This window comes from Clostridium sp. TJA085 (assembly GCF_058310235.1).
Genome location: NZ_JBZEEZ010000001.1, coordinates 758,051 through 777,090 on the forward strand (window position 1 = coordinate 758,051; position 19,040 = coordinate 777,090).

Here is a 19,040-nt window from a genome sequence, read left to right on the forward strand (position 1 = left end):
CTTTATTTAATTTTTAAATGCAACCTTTTTACAACTTATTATTTTTTTATTTTTCAAACAATTGTTATACTTTTTTATATGTTTCTTCAAATCTTTTTCTATATATTTTCCCATATATTTTTTTAAATACTTCTTATAAAATTTTCTGCTTATAAGCCATTTATTAAATCTTTCTGAACCTTTTGCAAAACATATGCCAGCCATAACTAAAAATATAGTTCCAGGCATTATAGGTAATATACCACCAATTAAAGCTAGAATCATACATACGATTCCTAAAAAAATATACAAAGCTCTCTTTGCTTCTCCCACTTTAAGTCACCTTACCTTAAAATATTAAAATTTATTAATCTAATTAAATTTATTTTTTCCAATAAATCTATTAGATTTTATTTATTGTTTTTATTTTCTATAATATACTACATTTTACTAAAAATTAAAACATGTAAATTTATAAATTTTTACATGTTTTGATGACTATTATTTAAATATTTGTTTATATTTTTCTAAATCTCTTATGCAGTCTAATTCTTTATCTTTTTTCATATAAGAAATAAAGAAATCATTTAATTCGATAGATTTAATAACACCTTCTAGAGCCTTCTCTTTTTCTCCAATTAATGCATAAAAACAAGCTCTATTGTAATAAAGAAATCCTTCATTTTCATTATTAATTATTCCTTCAGTTATTATTTGTATTGCTTTTTTATAGTTGCCTTTTTCTCTATATATTACTCCTAAATTCAAATAACTATAAGGATAATTTTTATTATTTTCTATAGATTTTCTATAATACTGTTCTGCTCTTTCAATATTTCCTAATCTTTTTTGTACTACTCCCATATTAAATAATATCCTATAATGATTAGGATTTATTGATAATGCTTTTTTATTATAGATTTCACTTTCTTCTAATCTATTTAATTCTTCCATAATACAAGCTAAATTTGCATTTGCCCATAAATCATTTTTATTTATTTCTAAAACTTTCTTATAAAGTTTTATTGCTTCATCTTTATTTTCTTCTTCATCATATATATTAGCTAGAAAAAAATAGGCTTTATCATATGAATTGTTTAACATTATAGCTTTAGAATAATACTCTTTTGCCTCATCAAAAAAGCCATCTTCATCATATAATGTTCCAAGGCCGTAATACGCACGTGCTTCCTCATTATCTATATCTATTACTTCTCTATACTTTTCTTCTGCTAAATCTAATTGTTCTAATTCATGATATAAAAGTGCCATATCTAAAAGAAGTTCAATATCTTTTTTCCCTTCTTGTAAATTATATGCCTTTTTATAAAACTGAAGAGCTTTTAATTTATTTCCTTCTTCTTTAAAATTTCTAGCTACATTTATATGATTATCAAATAAATAATTCATATTTTTTGTCCTTTCTTCAAGAATTGTCTAAAATAATTATAGCAAAAGAATTTTAAAAAGCCATAGAACAAAAAGTTCTATGGCTATAAATGTTCAATATTATTTCTTATTAAATCTTTGCTTTCTAGCTTTTCTACATTCAGGACATCTAACTGGTTCATTGTCAAATCCTTTTTCTTTGTAGAATTCTTGTTCTCCAACTGTAAAAACGAATTCTTTTCCACAATCTTTACATACGATAGTCTTATCTTCCATTTTCATTCCTCCAAATATATAAAGCATCTAAATAATTAAACTTTCTGAATTTTGGAGACACCAATGAAACCAGAAAATACTTAACTACTTTGATCTTTATTTGATTTAATTTACAAAATTAGTATATCACTGCTTATTAATTATTTCAAGGGAATTTTCAAAATATTCTAAAATTTAATCATTTATTATAAACGGCTGAAGCCAAGCTTTTGCACCATCTTCTCTATAAGTTTCAACTCTTACATAACCTTCATTCCCTTTAATATTATAAAAAGCTTCATTTCCTTTGGTTTCTTTTAATATTTTTCCATATTTCCCTATAAACCTAAAATATATATATGGAACTCTACTATCCCCATTTTTTAATGATATTTTATTATTTTCTAACTTTATATCTTTTAACTTCATTCCAAAACTAGCGTAAAAACTACCTCTTTTCAATGCATTTATTATGCTATCAATATCCTTTTTTTCTGAAAGAACCATATTATAAGCTCCTCCAATTCTTGAAAATATGTGCATATCATCATTTGCAAATCCATAAACAACCTTACCTCTACTTAATAACTCATCCCATAAATCCGATGCAATAGCCCTACCCTTGCAATCCATCCTAACATTATTATTAAAAACTTCTATACCTAAATAATTATCTAAATTTAATAATCTATCTAAAGTCCAATAATCTTCTGATACTCCATGTGGATGACAAATAATATTTATTCCACCTTGATTATTTACTTTATCAAATAATTCTTGATGATTATTGTCATCATCTAAATCATCATCATACTCTTTAATATTTATACCTAGTGTTTGATGTTCTTTTCGTTTATACTCAACACCCTGTATCATAACTATATCTTCATCACTAAATTCTTTTAAATCTGTTAAAAAATAATGATCTGTAATAGCTAAAAAATCATACTCCATTTTATATGACTTATAAAGCTCAATTACTTTTTTAATATCATAGTGTCCACAAGGGCTATTTTTAGTATGAGTATGTAAATTTCCCTTTAAATACTCACCTTTATATCCATAAGGATTTATTATTTTCATCTTAAGTTTCTCCTTCTAGTACTATATCCTCTGCTAATTTTATTAAATCTTTTATTTTTTCATTTTTAAGCTTATAATATCTAAACATTCCCTCTTTTGTTCCCTCAACTATTTTAGCTGACTTAAGTATTTTTAAATGTTTTGATACATTTGCTTGCGAATATTCTATATTACTATTTATATGACAGACACAAATAGGTCCATCATATAGCTGCTTTACTATCTTTAATCTAACTGGATGAGCAAGTGCTTTTAAAACTTCACTCGTCTTTTCTTCCATGCTAATTACTCTCCTTAAAAAGTAAATTTAATACCTTTCTAGCTACATTTCTATTTGTTCCCTTATAAGGATAGCTATGAATATGTATTGCTGGATTAAAGTTTATTTCTATAATTCCATAATTATTTTCCTTTGCTCTTTCTTTTATATTACTTATCATCATATCTACACCAGTTATTTTAGCATTTACACTTTTAGCAGCTTTAATTGCTATTTCTTTGTAACTATTATCTATATCATCTGTAAAATCTATACTATCTCCACCAGTACTTATATTAGAATTTTCTCTTAAATATATAATTTCATCTTTTTTAGGTATATAGTTAAAATCTTTATTTTGATCTTTCAAAAACATTTCTTCTGCCTCACCTAAAGATATCTTTTCAAGTGGAGTTTTATATCCTTTTCCTCTAAGTGGATTTTTATTTTTTTCTATTACAAGCTCTTTAATTGTGTTTACTCCATTACCTATTACATTTGCAGGTACTCTGTGAAGTATTCCTACAACTTCATCATCAATTACTAAAAATCTATACTCTTTTCCATTTATAAATTCTTCTATTAATATTTCATTATCATTTTCAAATCCAATTTCACAAGCTCTTTTATATTCCTTTTCTGTAAAATCAGTCTTAAAAATAGTTATTCCTATTCCAAAATTTGTTGATTTTGGCTTTATAACTATTTGTTTATTTTTATATTTATAAAAGTCATCTATAGCACTTTCTATATTATCGTAATATCCACCCTTTGGAACTTTTATATTATGTTCTTCTAATACTTTCTTTGTAACTAATTTATTCTCCATAATTAAAGCAGTTATATAACTATCTTTTGATGTTTTTGTTGCTTGTTTTACATATTCTATATGATTACCTTTTTTAAGTGATATAAAATTATCTAACTTATCTAAAACTTCAAATTCTATTCCACTTTTTATTGCATCAATAATTAATATTTGAGTTGAAAGTTCTAATTCCTCATAGCCTTTTAATTTAAATACATTTTTTTCACTATATTTTAAATATTCTTTACTTAAATTCATAAAATAATTTATATATCCATATTTCTTTATATCTTTTATAAGTTTTGCTGATATAGTTTCTTTATAATTTATAAATCTACTTCTTGAAATTTTAATTACTTCTTTTAATTCATCATTATCACTAAATAAAATATCACAAATTTTTTCTATTTCATCTAAAACCTTAAGTCCTTCTTGTCTTAAAGAAACTTCTTTACCATTCATATTTATCATATTAAATTCTTTTGTTTCTATACCCCTATTATCATTTTTTACATATTCATCATGAAGTCTAACAGTGTACTTTTCATCTTCTGTAAATAATGTAAATAGTATAAATAAGAAAATCATATTTAATGTATCTTTACTTACTCCAATTGGACTTAATGGATCTAAGTCAAGAAGTCTTATTTCTATATATTTAACACCGTGATTTAATAAATTTTCTAACATATCTCCAGTTTCTTTTGTTTTAAATCTAATAGGGCTATAATATTCTCTTGCACCTTGTATACACTTATCTTCTATAAGTCTTTTTATATCTTCAACATATTCATAAACATTGTTGTAAGATACATAATAATCTTCTACATTTTTATATCCACACTCACTATTTCTAAGAGAATTTACCCCCTTAAAATAATGCTCATCTTTTCCTAATGTTTGACTTATTCTTTTACAAGTTCCCTTATAACTTTTATGAAAAACAGGACTAGCTCCTGTTAAATATATTAAAAACCATTTATATTTTATTAAGTTTCTACCTATTTTAAAATATATATTATTTTTAAAATCCTTATAATTTTCTTTAGTATTTGAAAGCTTATAAAGTTCTTTTAAAAGCTCTTCATTAAATGAAAAATTAAAATGCACTCCGCTTACTAATTGTCTCTTTGCACCATATTTTTTTAGAAGACCTTCTCTATATTTTACTTCATCTTGATTTTTAAGTTCTGCAACTGGTATTTCATTATCCTTTGGTATTATAGGCGGATTACTTTGTGGCCATAAATACTCTTCTTTCAAACTAGTAGAAACTATATTATGAAGATTTTCCATAAAATCATAAACTTCATTTATTGATTTACATATAGGGGTTATCATTTCAACTTGACTTTCTGAAAAATCCCTTTTTATATACGGATTTTCTTCATTAAATATATTAGTATGTTTAGTTAAAGCAAGCTTTCCTTCTTTATCAACCCTTAAATTTTCTTTTTCAAGACCAAATCCACTTTGTAGTAATTTTTTATTTAAATTATTACTTTTTATTAATTGTAATAAGTTATCATACATTTCTCTCTATCTCCTTTTTTATATTATAATTAAAAGTTAATTTATTCATATCAATTAAAAACCAACTAAGTAAAAGTACACCCTTAAAAAAGCTACTAATACTTATGCTAATCCATATTCCATTAAGTTTTAAAAAGCTTATATTTGATAAAAATATTGCTATAGGTATTCTAAGTGCTGTAAAAGTAACGCTAATTATTGGTGGAGCATAGGTTTTTCCTATTCCATTAAATGCTCCAACAGTTAATAATTCTATACACATGAATACTTGAGATAAACCTAATATTTTCATATAAGTGCTACCCATAATTAAACTTTCATTATCTGATAAAAATATACCAAATATTTGTTTTGAAAATACTATAAATAGTAAAGTTACACTGATTCCAAACACTATAGTAAGTTTTAAAGCTTTATAATACCCTTCCTTTATCCTATCTTTTTTCATTGCTCCATAATTTTGACCAACAAAAGCAGCAATAGCACCTTGAAGCCCTCCAATTGTAACATAAGATATAGATTCAATTTGAATTCCAACCCTCTGCACCGCTATAGCTATTGCACCATAGTCAGAAACTAATTTTGCAATAGACATAGATATTAAAGTAAATATAACTCTTTGCATAGTTATTGGTAATCCAAGCTTAATTACTGACAAACATTTATCTTTATCAAAATTAAACTTATCTTCAAAAACTTTTAATTTCCCTTTTGACATCTTTATAAACATTAAAAATACAATTATTCTTGCAATAAGTGTTGCAAGAGCTGCTCCAACTACTCCTAATGGCTTAATTATTCCAATACCAAATATTAATATAGGATCTAATATAATATTAAAAATAAACCCTATAACATTTGCTTTAAATGGTAACTTACTATCCCCATAACTATTAAGAATAGATGTTAATAGTGTATTAAAAAACATAAATATAATACCTATTGCAGATATTAAAAGATATTTTTGTGCCATAAAATCTACATAATTTCCTAATTTATAAAAACTTATTAGTTGTTTATTAAATATAAAAAGAAATATTGTATATATTAATCCTATAAAACTTGTAAGTATTATACCATTTTGTATGTATGTTTTACTCTCTTTTTCTCTCCCCCTCCCTATAGAATGAGATATTTTAACCCCAGTCCCTATAGATACAATTGTAAAAATTGCCATAGCAAGATTTATAAAAAAACTAGCTGTTCCTATAGCCGCAACAGCATCACTTCCTAACCGTCCAATCCAAAGCATATCTATCATTCCATAAGCTGTTTGTATAAAATTAGTTGCTATAATTGGCAGTGATAATTTTATAAGAGATTTAGTAATATCATCTTTAGTTAAATCTACTTTTTTCATGTAATATCACCTCACTATATAACTATATAGGAATATAGTTATATAGTAAATAGTAATTTCAATTTATTTAATTTTATCACCTATAATTTAATTTCACATTAAATTTATTTTAAATTTTATTGTTCTATAACAAAATAAGGAACCTAATAAAAAATAGATTCCTTATTTATTAAACTTATTCTTCACTTTTTTCTTGTTTTACTGGAAGCGTTATTATGAATTCACTTCCTTTACCTACTTCACTTTTTAATGTAATTTTTCCTTTATGAAGTTCAACAAGATTTTTAACTAAAGTAAGACCTATTCCACTACTACAATGTTTACTTGAAACTTGTGTTTCAACTTGTGCGAATCTATCAAATATAATATTTTGATAATCTTTTGGTATTCCAATTCCAGTATCTCTAACAATTATATCTACACTATCATGATTATCTTTTATTTCAACAAATATAGTTCCACCTGACTTAGTAAATTTAACAGCATTTGATATTAAATTTATAACACATCTTTCTATATTAGTTTTATCACACTCTATAATTTTTTCTTCTATTTCTGGATCTATTATAAGCTCTAGATTATTGCTCTCAATATAACTTTTCATAGATAATGCAACTTCTTCTACTAAATAAACAATATCTTCTTCTGATATATTAAGTTTATATGCTCCTGAACTTATTTTTGAACTATCAATTAAGTCATTTATAACTTTTAAAAGAGTAGTAGAATTTTTCTTTATTATTTTCATATATTTAGATAAATCTTTTCTTCCTATTCCATTTTTACTATCATTTAATGAGCTAATAAGTTGCTCACTTGATAGTATTACATTAAGTGGTGTTCTAAGTTCATGAGAAAGATTAACTAAATAAGTATTTCTAAACTTTTCATACTTTAAAAGTTTATTGTACATTTTTTCATTTTCTAAAAGTTCTTTATTTAATTGTTCCGTTCTTTGTTTAACTAATCTATTTAATATTTTTACATAGTTAACGATAAAATATATTATAAGTAATATTAAAAACAAATAAATTAAATAAGCTAAATTTGAATTATACCAAGGCTTATTTATTTGTATTTTAACTTCTTTAACATCTGTTACTTCACCATTTTTATCTCTGGCTCTTACTTTAAAAATATATTTTCCCGGTGGAATATTAGTATAACTTACATAATTTCTTTTTCCTAGGTATATCCAATCTTTATCAAATCCCTCAAGCTGATACTCAAAATTTTCTGTCCCCATACTTTTATAATCTGGTAGAAAAAATTCAAATGAAAATGTATTTTCATTATGCTTTAACTCTATAGAATCATTTTTTATCTGTATGTTCTTATTATTATATACTTTAAACTTACTTATCTTTATATTTGGATTTGAAAGTGGCTTTGTATATATATCTTTAGGATAAAATGCTGTTACACCATTTACTCCTCCAAAAAACATCTCGCCATCTTTAGCTTTAAATTCGGCTGTTCCATTAAATTCATTTCCCTGAAGTCCATCAAGTAAATTATAATTTTCAAACTTTTTTTTATGCTTATCGTATTTTGAAATTCCACCATTAGTGCTTACCCATACATTGTCTTCATCATCCAATAAAACACCATATACATAATTATTTGCAAGTCCGTCTTTTTCTGTAAATATTATAAACTTTTCTGTCCTAGGGTCAAATTTATTTAATCCAACAGATGTGGAGAACCACATGTTTCCTTCTTTATCTTCATTTATACCTTTTATTGCATTATTACTTAAGGAATTAGGATTATTTTCTATGGATGTGTAATTTATTGCTTTCTTTTTCTCTACATCTAACTTTAATATTCCACCATTCCAACCAGTTGCTATCCAATAATTTCCTTTAGAATCTTGAAATACCCTTCTAATATAATTTTCGCATACTCCAGCTTTATCAAATAGATAATTTAAATTAGTAAACTTTTCTGTTTTAGGATTAAAAACATCTAAACCTTGACGTGTTCCAACCCAAAGTAATCCATTTTTATCAAAATAAACTTCCTTTACATCATTATGCACTAAAGAATTCTTATTTGATTCATGTCTGTATGTTTTTATATCACCTGTTTTTTTATTAAGTTTACATAATCCTTCCTTTGTTGCCATCCATATATTTCCATAACCATCACCTGTAACTTGAAATAATGTATTACTTGGTATACTATTTGGATTATTTTTATCAAATTTATAATGAGTTATTTTATCATTTTCTCTATCAAACTTATTTAATCCATCATTATTAGTTCCAACCCAAAGAATTCCATCTTCATCTTCATAAATTCCACCTATACTATTTCCACTCAAAGTATTCGTTTCACCGGGCTGGCTCTTATAATGAGTAAACTCAGGATTAGGATTTAACATACTAATACCATTGTATGTTCCAATCCACATTAATCCATCACTATCTCTATAAACACTTTGTATACTATTATTAATTAAACTTTCTTGATCATATGGTTTATTTATATAGAAATCAACATTTTTGGTTTTATTATTATATTTAATTAAACCACCTTTACTTCCAAGCCACATATTATTATTAAAGTCTTCATACATACTATTTATAGCATATTTTTCAAAAGCGTACTTTCTATTTATATTTTCTAAATTATCAAATTCTTTAGTTTTAAGATTAAATTTATATACTCCCTTATCTTGAGTTGCAATCCACATGTTATTATTCATATCTTTATAAAGCTTCAAAATATTTTTACTAGGTAATTTATCTTCTAGTACTTTAGTAATTTTACCAGTAGCTTTATTTATTATATTTAATCCTTTTTCTGTAGATATCCATATTTCTCCATTTAACCCTTCCATAATAGAAGTGATGAATCCATCATATAATGTATCTTCTTTATTTTCTTCACTAAAATATTTTTTAAATATTTTTGTTTTAGGATCATATTCATTTAAACCATCTTCTGTTGCAACCCACATATGATTACTACTATCAATATAAATATCCCAAATATGACTTCCTAAAATTTTATGTGGATCATTTTCATCGGCTTCAATTCTTTCAGCTTTTAATGTCTGTCTATCTAATTTACTTAAACCAGAACTTGTTCCAATCCACAAATATCCATCTTTATCTTCTACTATTGATCCTATTATTCCTGGAAAAATAGTATCTTTATCCTTATCTTCTGACTTTATAACTTCATATTCATATCCATTAAATCGATTTAGTCCATCATTTGTTCCAAACCACATATAACCATCACTATCTCTTAAAATAGAGAAAACAGAACCTTGAGATAATCCGTCCTTTACTGTTATGTTAGTAAATTTTAAATATTTATTTTCTTCAACAGCATTTGCTTTAATACAAAAAAAATTATTTATTATTATAAGTATACATAATATATTTATTATAAATTTACCCCTTTTTATTTCATTCATCCCCTATCATTCGACAAAATTTATCCAATTATAAAACTATTTTTACATAGTAAACTTTTATTGTCAATTAGTAAACTTTATTAACTAACTATTAACAGAAAATTTGTACTAAAAAAAAGCATTATTTTATATAAAACTATAAATTTAATTTTAAATAAAATTAAAAACCTCTTATTAAAAATAAGAGGTTTGCATTCTATATAATATTTTCAACATTTCTTTCATATAAATCTGCTATAAAATTAAATGTATCTTTATCACTTACACTACCATAGCTATCTCCATCTTTAGGGTTATGTTCATATGTAAGTATTAAAAATTCACCATTTGACTTAATTACTCTAAAGGAAGTTTTTTCTGTTAATATATCAATTTGAGCTAATATTTCTACACTATCATATTGATTTGTTTCACCATTATACAATTTTGAATATTCCCCATTAAACATTGTTATATTATATTTTTCCTTATCACATTCAGTAACTCGTCCACTTTTTCCACATGAAAGACATCCTTTAAACTTACAATCTCTCATACAAGTTAAACACTGACATTTAGAACAACACTTTAACTTTAAAAATACATTATTATATTTATTTTTATAATCTAATATACTATTTACTGAATCATTAATTTCACTTGCTGAAGAAGCATCTACCTCAAAAAATAAAACTTTTTTCTTTTTATTTAATTTACTTTCAGAACTTTCTAAAAGCTCTGAGTATTTATCTAAAACCTTTATATTTTTCACAAAATATCTTGATTTAATATCAGTTCCTTCTGAAAATTGAATAATATCATTAATAGAAAAAGTTATATTAGTATAATACTCTGTTATATTATCTTTTTCACTTTTTATAATCTCTTTTGCCTTGTTAATATTCACCTTTATCACCTCTTTAATATTTATTATAAATGACAAAAATATTTTTTAAATAATTTAAATATTAATTTATTAAAATAATACAATTTGTTAATTTTTTCACTTTAAATTATAATATAAATTAAATAGCATATTAATAAAAATATGCCTTTAGGAGGGATTAATTTTAATGAAGCTTCGGAATAAATCAATAGTTAAATTTATAGTTATATTAACTATATTTTTATCTAACCTTTTATCATTTATAGTTCCAACTTATGCTGCTAGCTTTAAAAGTTCATCTAGTTATAGTAAGCCATCATCTTCTTCATCATCATTTAAAAGTAATACATCAACTTCAAAGAGTTCTAATTGGAATACTAGATTTAATACATCAAATAAATATAGTAAACCAAAGGATTCAAATAAAAATTCTACAAGTGATAAATTTAACTCTAAATTTAATACATCAGATAAATACAATAATAGTAATAAAAATAAAGAAAACTCTGATAAATCTAATAATGATACTACTGATAAATCTAAAAAAGAAAAAAATTCATATGATACATCCGAAGGAACTAAAAGATACAATAGAAATTTTAGTGTATTCCCCTTCTTTTCATCATATGGTCATTCTTTTTTTGGAATGTCATTTATTTTTAAGGCAATTGTTATTCTTTGCGTAATTACTATTATACTATTTATTATTTATTTTATTTTCTTTAAATTTAAGAAATAATATTCTTAATTAAAATTTTATTAATATTAAAATTCAATATTGATAATTTTTTGAAAAATTATATAATTATAAGAAAAGTTAAGCAATATTAATTGTATGAACTTAAAGGAGGCTCATAATTATGGGTATATTTAATAGAATATCAAACATGTTAAAAGCAAAAACTAATTCAGCATTAGATAATATGGAAAATCCAATCGAATTATTAGATCAAAAAATAAGAGATATGGAAGAAAGTCTAAATAAAGCAAAACTTTCTTCAGCTCAAATATTTGGTAATTTAAAAGAAATTGAAAAAGAAATGGACAAGACTAAAGCAATTGCTGTTGAATATGATGAAAAAGTAAAACTTGCTATGAGTAAAAATAATGAAGAACTTGCTAAAAAAGCTCTTAAATTAAAGCTTGATGCTGATAAAAAGCTTCAGACACTAACTACTTCTCATACAGAATTAGAAGCTAAAGCAAAAAGTCTTAAAGAAAATCTAGTCAAACTTCAAGAAGAAATTGAAAAAACTAGAAGCTATAGAGATGAAGCCTCAGCAAGACTTAATACTGCAAATGCTACTAAACAAGTCAATGAGATTATGGCCAATGTACAAACTAAGAAAAACTCTATAAACTTAGATGACATTGAAAGAAAAATAGCTAAAGAAGAAAGTTATGCTGAAGGATTGAAAGATCTTAGAACTCCTTCTTTAGATGATGAATTTGCAGCACTTGAAAATGACAATTTAGATGCTGAACTTGAAAAATATAGAAATAAATAATTTAAAGGAATTGCCAAAAGGTAATTCCTTTTTTATTTATGCATTATAAAACACCATTCTTACTAAAGACATATAATAAAATATATTGATTTTTAGGAGTATTTTATGAAGTTTTATAAATTAAACAAAGATCACTGTTGCACTTATTTAATATTAAACACTAAAAATAATTCTTGTGTACTAATTGATCCAAAGCTTGATTATGAAGATTTTTATTTAAATTTTATAAAAAATAAAAATGGGATTCTTAAAGCAGTTATAGATACTCATACCCATTCAGAACACTTAAGTTGCTGTTATAGTTTAAAAGAAAAAACTAACTGTAATTTTTTTATGAATGAAAATACAAGTTGTAACTCTATTACTAAAAAAATAAAGAATCATGAAATTATTAATATAGATGGTATAATACTAAAATGCATACACACTCCTGGTCATTCAATAGATAGTATGTGTATTATATTTGAAGATAAACTTCTAACTGGAGACACTCTATTTTTATCTGATGGTGCTGGAAGAGATGATCTTCCAACTGGAAACCCTTTAGATCACTATCATAGTTTAATTAAACTTTCTAAGTTACCATCCCATCTAATAGTTTATCCAGCACATAATTATACTGACTCTCCACCATATACATTACACCATCTAAAAAAAATAAATAAATATTTAAAAATAAAAAACAAAAAAGAGTTTTTAAGCATTACAGAGCAATGTTATCCCCCACCTGATTGGATGCTTAAAGTTATTTCTTTAAATACTTTGTGCAATATGAATATAAATTCAATTAAAATTCCTTTTGAGGAAGGTATTTGTCAAAGTAGTTATATTAAATCACCACGTTCTATGCCTATATACTTAAATAAAGAAGAATTTACTAAATTTATAGAATCTAACAAAGATAATATTTTTATATTAGATGTAAGAGAACCTGAAGAAATTATATATGGAAATAAATTAGAAGAATCTATAAACATTCCACTAAAAGAACTTCCTAAAAAAATAAATGAATTGGAAAAATACAGAAATAACATTATAATATGTGTTTGCTCTAGTGGAAACAGAGCTATAGTAGCTTCAAGAATTTTAATTGATAACGGATTTAGAAATGTATATGTTTTATCTGAACCAATATAAAGAGGGCTAATATTAGCCCTTTTTGTTTATTAAACTTTTAACAACATCTCCAATTATTTTTATACCTTTTTCTATATCATTTTCACTTACTCTTGAAAAACCTAGTCTTATTTTTTCCGAACCATCTTTATTATTATAAAATATATCACCCGGCATAAAAACTACACCTCTTTTATAACATTCCCTTAAAACATCTCTTCCATTTACATTTTTTAACTTGATAAATATATGAAGTCCACCTTCCCCTAAAATATAATCATGTGGAATATATTTTTTAACTTGTTTCAATGTAAAATTATATTTATCCTTATAATGCTTTCTTATTTTTTTCATGTACTTATGAAATGAACCACTTTCCATATATTTATGGAATATGGCTTGATCTAAAAATGAAGAATGTATATTTCTAGTTCTTTTTATACTTTCTAATTTTGATATTAAATTTTTATCTCCAAAGACCCATCCAATTCTAATTCCAGGAAACAGTATTTTAGAAAAACTTCCTATATAAACTATTCCATTTCCTTTATCACATAATGATGCAATTGGTGCTACATGAGAGCTTGTATATAAAAGTTCCTCATTAAATCCATCTTCTATTATAGGAACTTTATACTTTTCACATATATTATATACAGATTTTCTCTTCTCTCCTTTCATAACAATACCAGTGGGATTATGATAAGAAGGTATTAAATATAATAACTTAGGATTATGCTTTATTAATGTTTCTTCTAATTTATCTAAATTTAAACCATCCTTGTCCATATCTATTGATTTAATATTAAGATTATGACTTTTCATAATTTTTATAGCAGTATTATGAGTTGGCTCTTCACATGCTATAGTCTCACCTTCATTCATAATTCCGCTTAATACTATATCAAATCCTTCAGTAAATCCATTAGTTATTAATATATCTTTATTTTCTATATTTACACCCTTTTGCTTCATATATCTCATTAAATACTCTATTAAAGGCTTATAACCCTTAGCATATCCATAATTTAAAAGTTTATCTCCTTCAATAGAAAATGTAGTTAAAAATGCTCTTTTAAATTCTTCTAAATCAAAAAGACTTTCGTCTGGTGCAATACTTTTAAAAGAAATCATTCCTTTTTTCCAAGGCAACTCATTTTTTACTATATCAAGCTCCTCGCAACAATTACAATAACAACTCATCATATTGTTCCAATCTATATTTAAATCTCCACCATTTAATTTTTTCTCTATTTTTACGAAAGTTCCTTTACCTTTTATACTTTCTATAATTCCTTCTTCTTCTAAAGTCTCATAAGCTAATATGACAGAATTTCTACTTACAGAAATTATTTTGCTAACTTCTCTTGTAGATGGTAACTTACTTCCCTTTTGTAACATTCCACTTTCTATATTTTCTTTTATATGTTTTTCTATTTGAGTGTGTATCTTTTCTTCTTCATTTATTTTAAAGGACGAAAAAATCAAATATTCTCACCTTCTATTCTAATTTAATCTTCCTTTATTATATCAGAAAATTAATTAAATATAATTTCTTATATGCACAATTTCTCCATTACTCTTATATACCCTAGGAACTCTATGTTTAAGCATACATAAAACTTCATAGTTTATTGTTTCCATTATTTCTGCCATATCATCAGCATTAAATTTTAATCCATTATCTTCACCAAGTAAAATAACTTCATCACCAACTTTTACTTCTCCAATATCAGTAACATCTACCATACATTGATCCATGCATATTCTACCTACTACATTTGCAAATTTTCCATTTATTATAACTTTAGCTTTTCCACTTAAAGATCTAGAATAACCATCTGCATAACCAATTGGAATTGTTGCAATTATACTTTCTCTATTTGTTTTGAATTTTCTTCCATAACTTACGTACATATCTTTATCTAAAGTTTTAATATGAGCAACTTTAGTTTTTAATGTTAATGCAGGCTCTATTTTAAGTTGTTCTTTTTTTACTTCATTTGATGGATAATATCCATATAATATTATTCCTGCTCTTACTGCATCAAGATATGTTTCTGGAAGGTCTATTATAGCACCGCTATTTGATACATGTTTTATTTTTATATTTAATCCATTTTTTATAAGTTCTTCATTAAAATCTTTTATTTTTTTAAATTGCATATTTGTATATTCTTTATCCTTTTCATCAGATGTTGAAAAATGTGTAAATATACCAACAATTTCTATTCCTTTTAATTTTGATATTTCTAAAACATCTTTTAAACTTTCTTCATTTGGTATAAATCCAATTCTACCCATTCCAGTATCTAAAGCTATATGAATTTTTGCAGTTTTTCCAAGCTTAATTGCAATTTCAGATAGTTTTTTTGCATAATTTAAATCATACACTGTTTGTTCTATATTATTATTTATTAGATCTTCACCAAATTCTAATGGAGTATATCCTAATATCATTATAGGACACTTTATACCACCATTAATTAGTTCTAATGCTTCTGTTATAACTGCTACTGCAAATCTTGAAGCACCATTTTCTATTAAAACCGGTGCAATATCTAATGCTCCATGCCCATACGCATCAGCTTTTATAACTGCGATTACGTCTTTATTATTAACTAATTTTTTTATATTTTTCATATTTAATGCTATTTTATCTAAATCTATTTCAGCCCACACAGGTCTTAATAATTTTTCCATAAGTTCACCTCTAAATTAATATTCCTTCTACACTAATATTATAAATATTTTTTATAATATAGGAAGAACCACTAAATTTATATTTTTTATATAGAGTGGTTACTTTTTATTTCTTATAATTAAATTTAAAATATAATATTAAAAAAATTTTATATATTTAATATTATAAATAAAAAAGTAGCTAAAATTAGCTACTTTTTTATTTATTTGAAAATTCTTTTATAAATTTTGAGAACTTTTCTAAGTTAAAAGTTTTTAATAAAACTATTTCTGGGTCCTTAATCACCCATTTATTATCTTGTTTTATTAATTGAATATTTATATCTTGAGTTATTTTCTTTAAATCATCTTTATTTACTATATTAATTAAATCTTTTTGTAAATCTTTCTGTAATTCCTTATCACTTTTTCCACTCATTGATGCTGCTAATGATTTTTGTATAGCAGTAACCATATAATTTCCCATTATATCTCCTGCATCTATTGCTGTTACTGTAGCACTTACAGTAGCCTCATCATTTTTTTCTTCCGTATTATTAATTTTTATTTCCGTCTTTGATAAAACTTTCTTTAAAGCCTCTTCTTCTTCAGAAGTTAATTTTTTATCAGTTTTGTCTTTAGAAATAGTATCCTTATTAATCAAATTACTTATTTCACTTATATTTCCATTCTTTAAAGTAGAATAAAATTTTTCTACAACTGAACTTGGACTATCTCCACCACAAGCAATTAAAGTGCATGATAATATGGATACTAATAATAAACTTACTAACTTTTTCATATTTCCCCCTATAAAAAATAATTTATTCAATTAATATATTAATATATAGCTTTTCAATTATATACATTTAGATAATATTATTTACATTTTATCTATAATAATTAATATTTTATTCTTTATTTCCTATTTATTTTAAATAATTAATTACATATTTCAGTATTATGCTATGTAATTCTAATTAAATTAATACATTTTATATTTTACTTAAAAAAATTACAATATATAAAGTTTTTTAACATATTTAAATAATATTATATAAAATACACTTAAATACTTATGTTAGCTTATTCAAATATTATTCAAACATTTTAAAATCTAAAGAAAGTGAAAGTATTTAAAAGAATACTAGAGTATTTTAAAAAACTTTACTAATCAATGTTTAAAAATGCTAATATTACAATAATTATGCATGTTAATTTTATTTTTTATAAATACTATAATGAATAAGACTTAAATAAATGAGGTGTTAATTATGGAAATGAACAAAACTATAGTAAAATCATTTACTAAACATTTATCTGATGAAACATTTAACTTAAAACTTTGGGATGGTGAAATAGTTAAAGTCGGTGAAGGTGAACCTAAATTTACAATAATAATAAATAAATTCCCAAGCAAAAAAGATTTATTATGTGATGCAAGTTTAGCTTTAGGTGAAGCTTACATGGATGGAGATATAGATTTTGAAGGAGATCCACAAGAAATATTTGAAAGTATGATGAGAAATAAAGATAGTTTCTTAAATCATTCTACACTTTTAAAACTTGCTGGAAAAGTTAAAGCTCCTTCACTTTTAAAATCAAAAAAAGATATAGCCCATCATTATGATATAGGAAATGATTTCTATAGCTTATGGTTAGATAAAACAATGAGTTATTCATGTGGATATTTTGAAAGTGAAAATGACACACTTTATGATGCTCAGATGAATAAAATTAAACATATATTAAAAAAGCTTAATTTAAAAGAAGGTCAAACTCTTCTTGATATAGGATGTGGTTGGGGCTTTTTAATAATTGAAGCAGCTAAACTTTATAAAGTTAAAGCTACTGGTATAACTTTAAGTGAAGAACAATTTGCTAAAGCTACTGAAAGAATAAAAGAAGAAGGACTAGAAGATTTAGTAACTGTAAAACTTATGGATTATAGAAACTTAGAAAAATCTGGTCTTATGTTTGATAGAATTGTAAGTGTTGGTATGGCAGAACACGTAGGTCATGCTAATATACCTCTTTTCTTTAAGAATATAGATTCTGTACTAAAAGAAGGTGGATTATTCTTACTTCATAACATAACTAATCTTGTTGAAACAGAAGGTAATAAGTGGGTAACAACTTACATATTCCCTGGTGGATATTTACCAACATTAAGAGAAGAAATTTCAGTTGCAAGTGAATTAAACTTCCATGTTCTTGATGTTGAAAGCTTAAGACTTCATTATATGAAAACTTTACAAGAATGGCTTAAGAATTTTGAAGAACATTTAGAAGAAGAAAGAGAAATGTTTGATGAAAGATTTTTAAGAATGTGGCATATTTACCTTGCATCATGTGCTGCTGCTTTCCATTATTGGACTATAGATATTCATCAAACTTTATATTCAAAAGGTATAAATAATGAGTTACCTTTAACTAGAAAATATTTATATGAAGATTAATACAATTACTCCTATTTTAAAATAGTTTTACATTTAATTAATAATAGTTTGTGTAAATAATATTAGTTCATTTACACAAACTATTTTTGTACAAATTTTTATTTAGGAGGTTTTCTTTTATGGATAATAACAAGAATAGATTAAAAGATAGACCAAAATCTAATGCAGAACTTAGAAAAATGTATTCTGAACAAGGAGCCGAAATAGGTATAGAAAATGGTAAAAAACTTGGTAGCCATTCAAATGGTAAAAAATATACTAAACGCTCAAAATTATCTCATAATAAATAAGCTCATTAATTAGTTTGTACCTTC

The 19,040-nt window shown here is 24.4% G+C and carries 17 protein-coding genes; 5 read left to right on the forward strand and 12 right to left on the reverse strand.

The genetic code is table 11. From position 1 onward, the window contains the following. Positions 1–6: 6 nt before the first annotated feature. The 9 genes from AC4FQW_RS04010 to AC4FQW_RS04050 all read right to left on the reverse strand — a co-directional run bounded on the left by AC4FQW_RS04010 (position 7) and on the right by AC4FQW_RS04050 (position 10,982). Complete coding sequence (locus AC4FQW_RS04010; protein WP_303130309.1) at positions 7–312, reverse strand: YbaN family protein; 306 nt, start codon at positions 310–312, stop codon at positions 7–9. A 168-nt stretch (positions 313–480) separates the two neighbouring features. Continuing rightward, on the reverse strand, positions 481–1,389 hold the full coding sequence (locus tag AC4FQW_RS04015) for a tetratricopeptide repeat protein (RefSeq protein WP_303130311.1): 909 nt from the start codon (positions 1,387–1,389) through the stop codon (positions 481–483). 99 nt (positions 1,390–1,488) lie between these two features. Further along, the gene (locus AC4FQW_RS04020) at positions 1,489–1,644 is read right to left on the reverse strand and encodes a zinc-ribbon domain-containing protein (RefSeq protein WP_303130313.1); all 156 of its coding nucleotides are present in this window, start codon (positions 1,642–1,644) and stop codon (positions 1,489–1,491) included. Between the two features lie 174 nt (positions 1,645–1,818). Next, a complete protein-coding gene (locus AC4FQW_RS04025; protein ID WP_491147378.1) occupies positions 1,819–2,706 on the reverse strand; it encodes a PHP domain-containing protein in 888 nt (295 codons plus the stop codon). A gap of 1 nt (position 2,707) precedes the next feature. Continuing rightward, positions 2,708–2,986, reverse strand: a complete 279-nt coding sequence (locus AC4FQW_RS04030) for an ArsR/SmtB family transcription factor (RefSeq protein ID WP_303130318.1) — start codon at positions 2,984–2,986, stop codon at positions 2,708–2,710. A 1-nt stretch (position 2,987) separates the two neighbouring features. Next, positions 2,988–5,306 carry a bifunctional glutamate--cysteine ligase GshA/glutathione synthetase GshB gene (gene gshAB / locus AC4FQW_RS04035; protein ID WP_491147380.1) on the reverse strand — a complete coding sequence of 773 codons (2,319 nt, stop codon included), beginning with the start codon at positions 5,304–5,306 and terminating at the stop codon, positions 2,988–2,990. Beyond that, complete coding sequence (locus AC4FQW_RS04040; RefSeq protein ID WP_303130323.1) at positions 5,299–6,666, reverse strand: MATE family efflux transporter; 1,368 nt, start codon at positions 6,664–6,666, stop codon at positions 5,299–5,301. The genes gshAB and AC4FQW_RS04040 overlap by 8 nt, the downstream gene beginning before the upstream one ends. 175 nt (positions 6,667–6,841) lie before the next feature. Beyond that, positions 6,842–10,096, reverse strand: coding sequence for a ligand-binding sensor domain-containing protein (locus AC4FQW_RS04045; RefSeq protein WP_491147383.1), 3,255 nt, complete (start codon positions 10,094–10,096; stop codon positions 6,842–6,844). A 196-nt stretch (positions 10,097–10,292) separates the two neighbouring features. After that, a complete protein-coding gene (locus AC4FQW_RS04050) occupies positions 10,293–10,982 on the reverse strand; it encodes a hypothetical protein (RefSeq protein WP_491147385.1) in 690 nt (229 codons plus the stop codon). A gap of 166 nt (positions 10,983–11,148) precedes the next feature. Here AC4FQW_RS04050 and AC4FQW_RS04055 point away from each other — a divergent pair, with 166 nt between their 5' ends. From AC4FQW_RS04055 to AC4FQW_RS04065, 3 genes are all read left to right on the forward strand, one after another. Beyond that, complete coding sequence (locus AC4FQW_RS04055; protein ID WP_491147387.1) at positions 11,149–11,700, forward strand: hypothetical protein; 552 nt, start codon at positions 11,149–11,151, stop codon at positions 11,698–11,700. Positions 11,701–11,821: 121 nt separating this feature from the next. Beyond that, positions 11,822–12,469, forward strand: coding sequence for a PspA/IM30 family protein (locus AC4FQW_RS04060; protein ID WP_303130333.1), 648 nt, complete (start codon positions 11,822–11,824; stop codon positions 12,467–12,469). A 105-nt stretch (positions 12,470–12,574) separates the two neighbouring features. Beyond that, on the forward strand, positions 12,575–13,606 hold the full coding sequence (locus AC4FQW_RS04065; RefSeq protein ID WP_491147390.1) for a rhodanese-like domain-containing protein: 1,032 nt from the start codon (positions 12,575–12,577) through the stop codon (positions 13,604–13,606). Positions 13,607–13,618: 12 nt separating this feature from the next. Here the strand turns inward: AC4FQW_RS04065 and pdxR are convergent, their stop codons facing one another. The 3 genes from pdxR to AC4FQW_RS04080 form a co-directional block, all read right to left on the reverse strand. Beyond that, positions 13,619–15,070, reverse strand: coding sequence for a MocR-like pyridoxine biosynthesis transcription factor PdxR (gene pdxR / locus AC4FQW_RS04070; RefSeq protein ID WP_491148150.1), 1,452 nt, complete (start codon positions 15,068–15,070; stop codon positions 13,619–13,621). A gap of 57 nt (positions 15,071–15,127) precedes the next feature. Beyond that, positions 15,128–16,288, reverse strand: coding sequence for an alanine racemase (gene alr / locus AC4FQW_RS04075; protein ID WP_303130338.1), 1,161 nt, complete (start codon positions 16,286–16,288; stop codon positions 15,128–15,130). 199 nt (positions 16,289–16,487) lie between these two features. Then, positions 16,488–17,069 carry a DUF4878 domain-containing protein gene (locus tag AC4FQW_RS04080; RefSeq protein WP_491147392.1) on the reverse strand — a complete coding sequence of 194 codons (582 nt, stop codon included), beginning with the start codon at positions 17,067–17,069 and terminating at the stop codon, positions 16,488–16,490. A 472-nt stretch (positions 17,070–17,541) separates the two neighbouring features. On the opposite strand from AC4FQW_RS04080, the gene AC4FQW_RS04085 reads away from it, so the two are divergent. Then, positions 17,542–18,726, forward strand: a complete 1,185-nt coding sequence (locus AC4FQW_RS04085) for a class I SAM-dependent methyltransferase (RefSeq protein ID WP_491147394.1) — start codon at positions 17,542–17,544, stop codon at positions 18,724–18,726. A 119-nt stretch (positions 18,727–18,845) separates the two neighbouring features. Further along, the gene (locus AC4FQW_RS04090) at positions 18,846–19,016 is read left to right on the forward strand and encodes a hypothetical protein (protein ID WP_491147395.1); all 171 of its coding nucleotides are present in this window, start codon (positions 18,846–18,848) and stop codon (positions 19,014–19,016) included. Positions 19,017–19,040 lie beyond the last annotated feature (24 nt).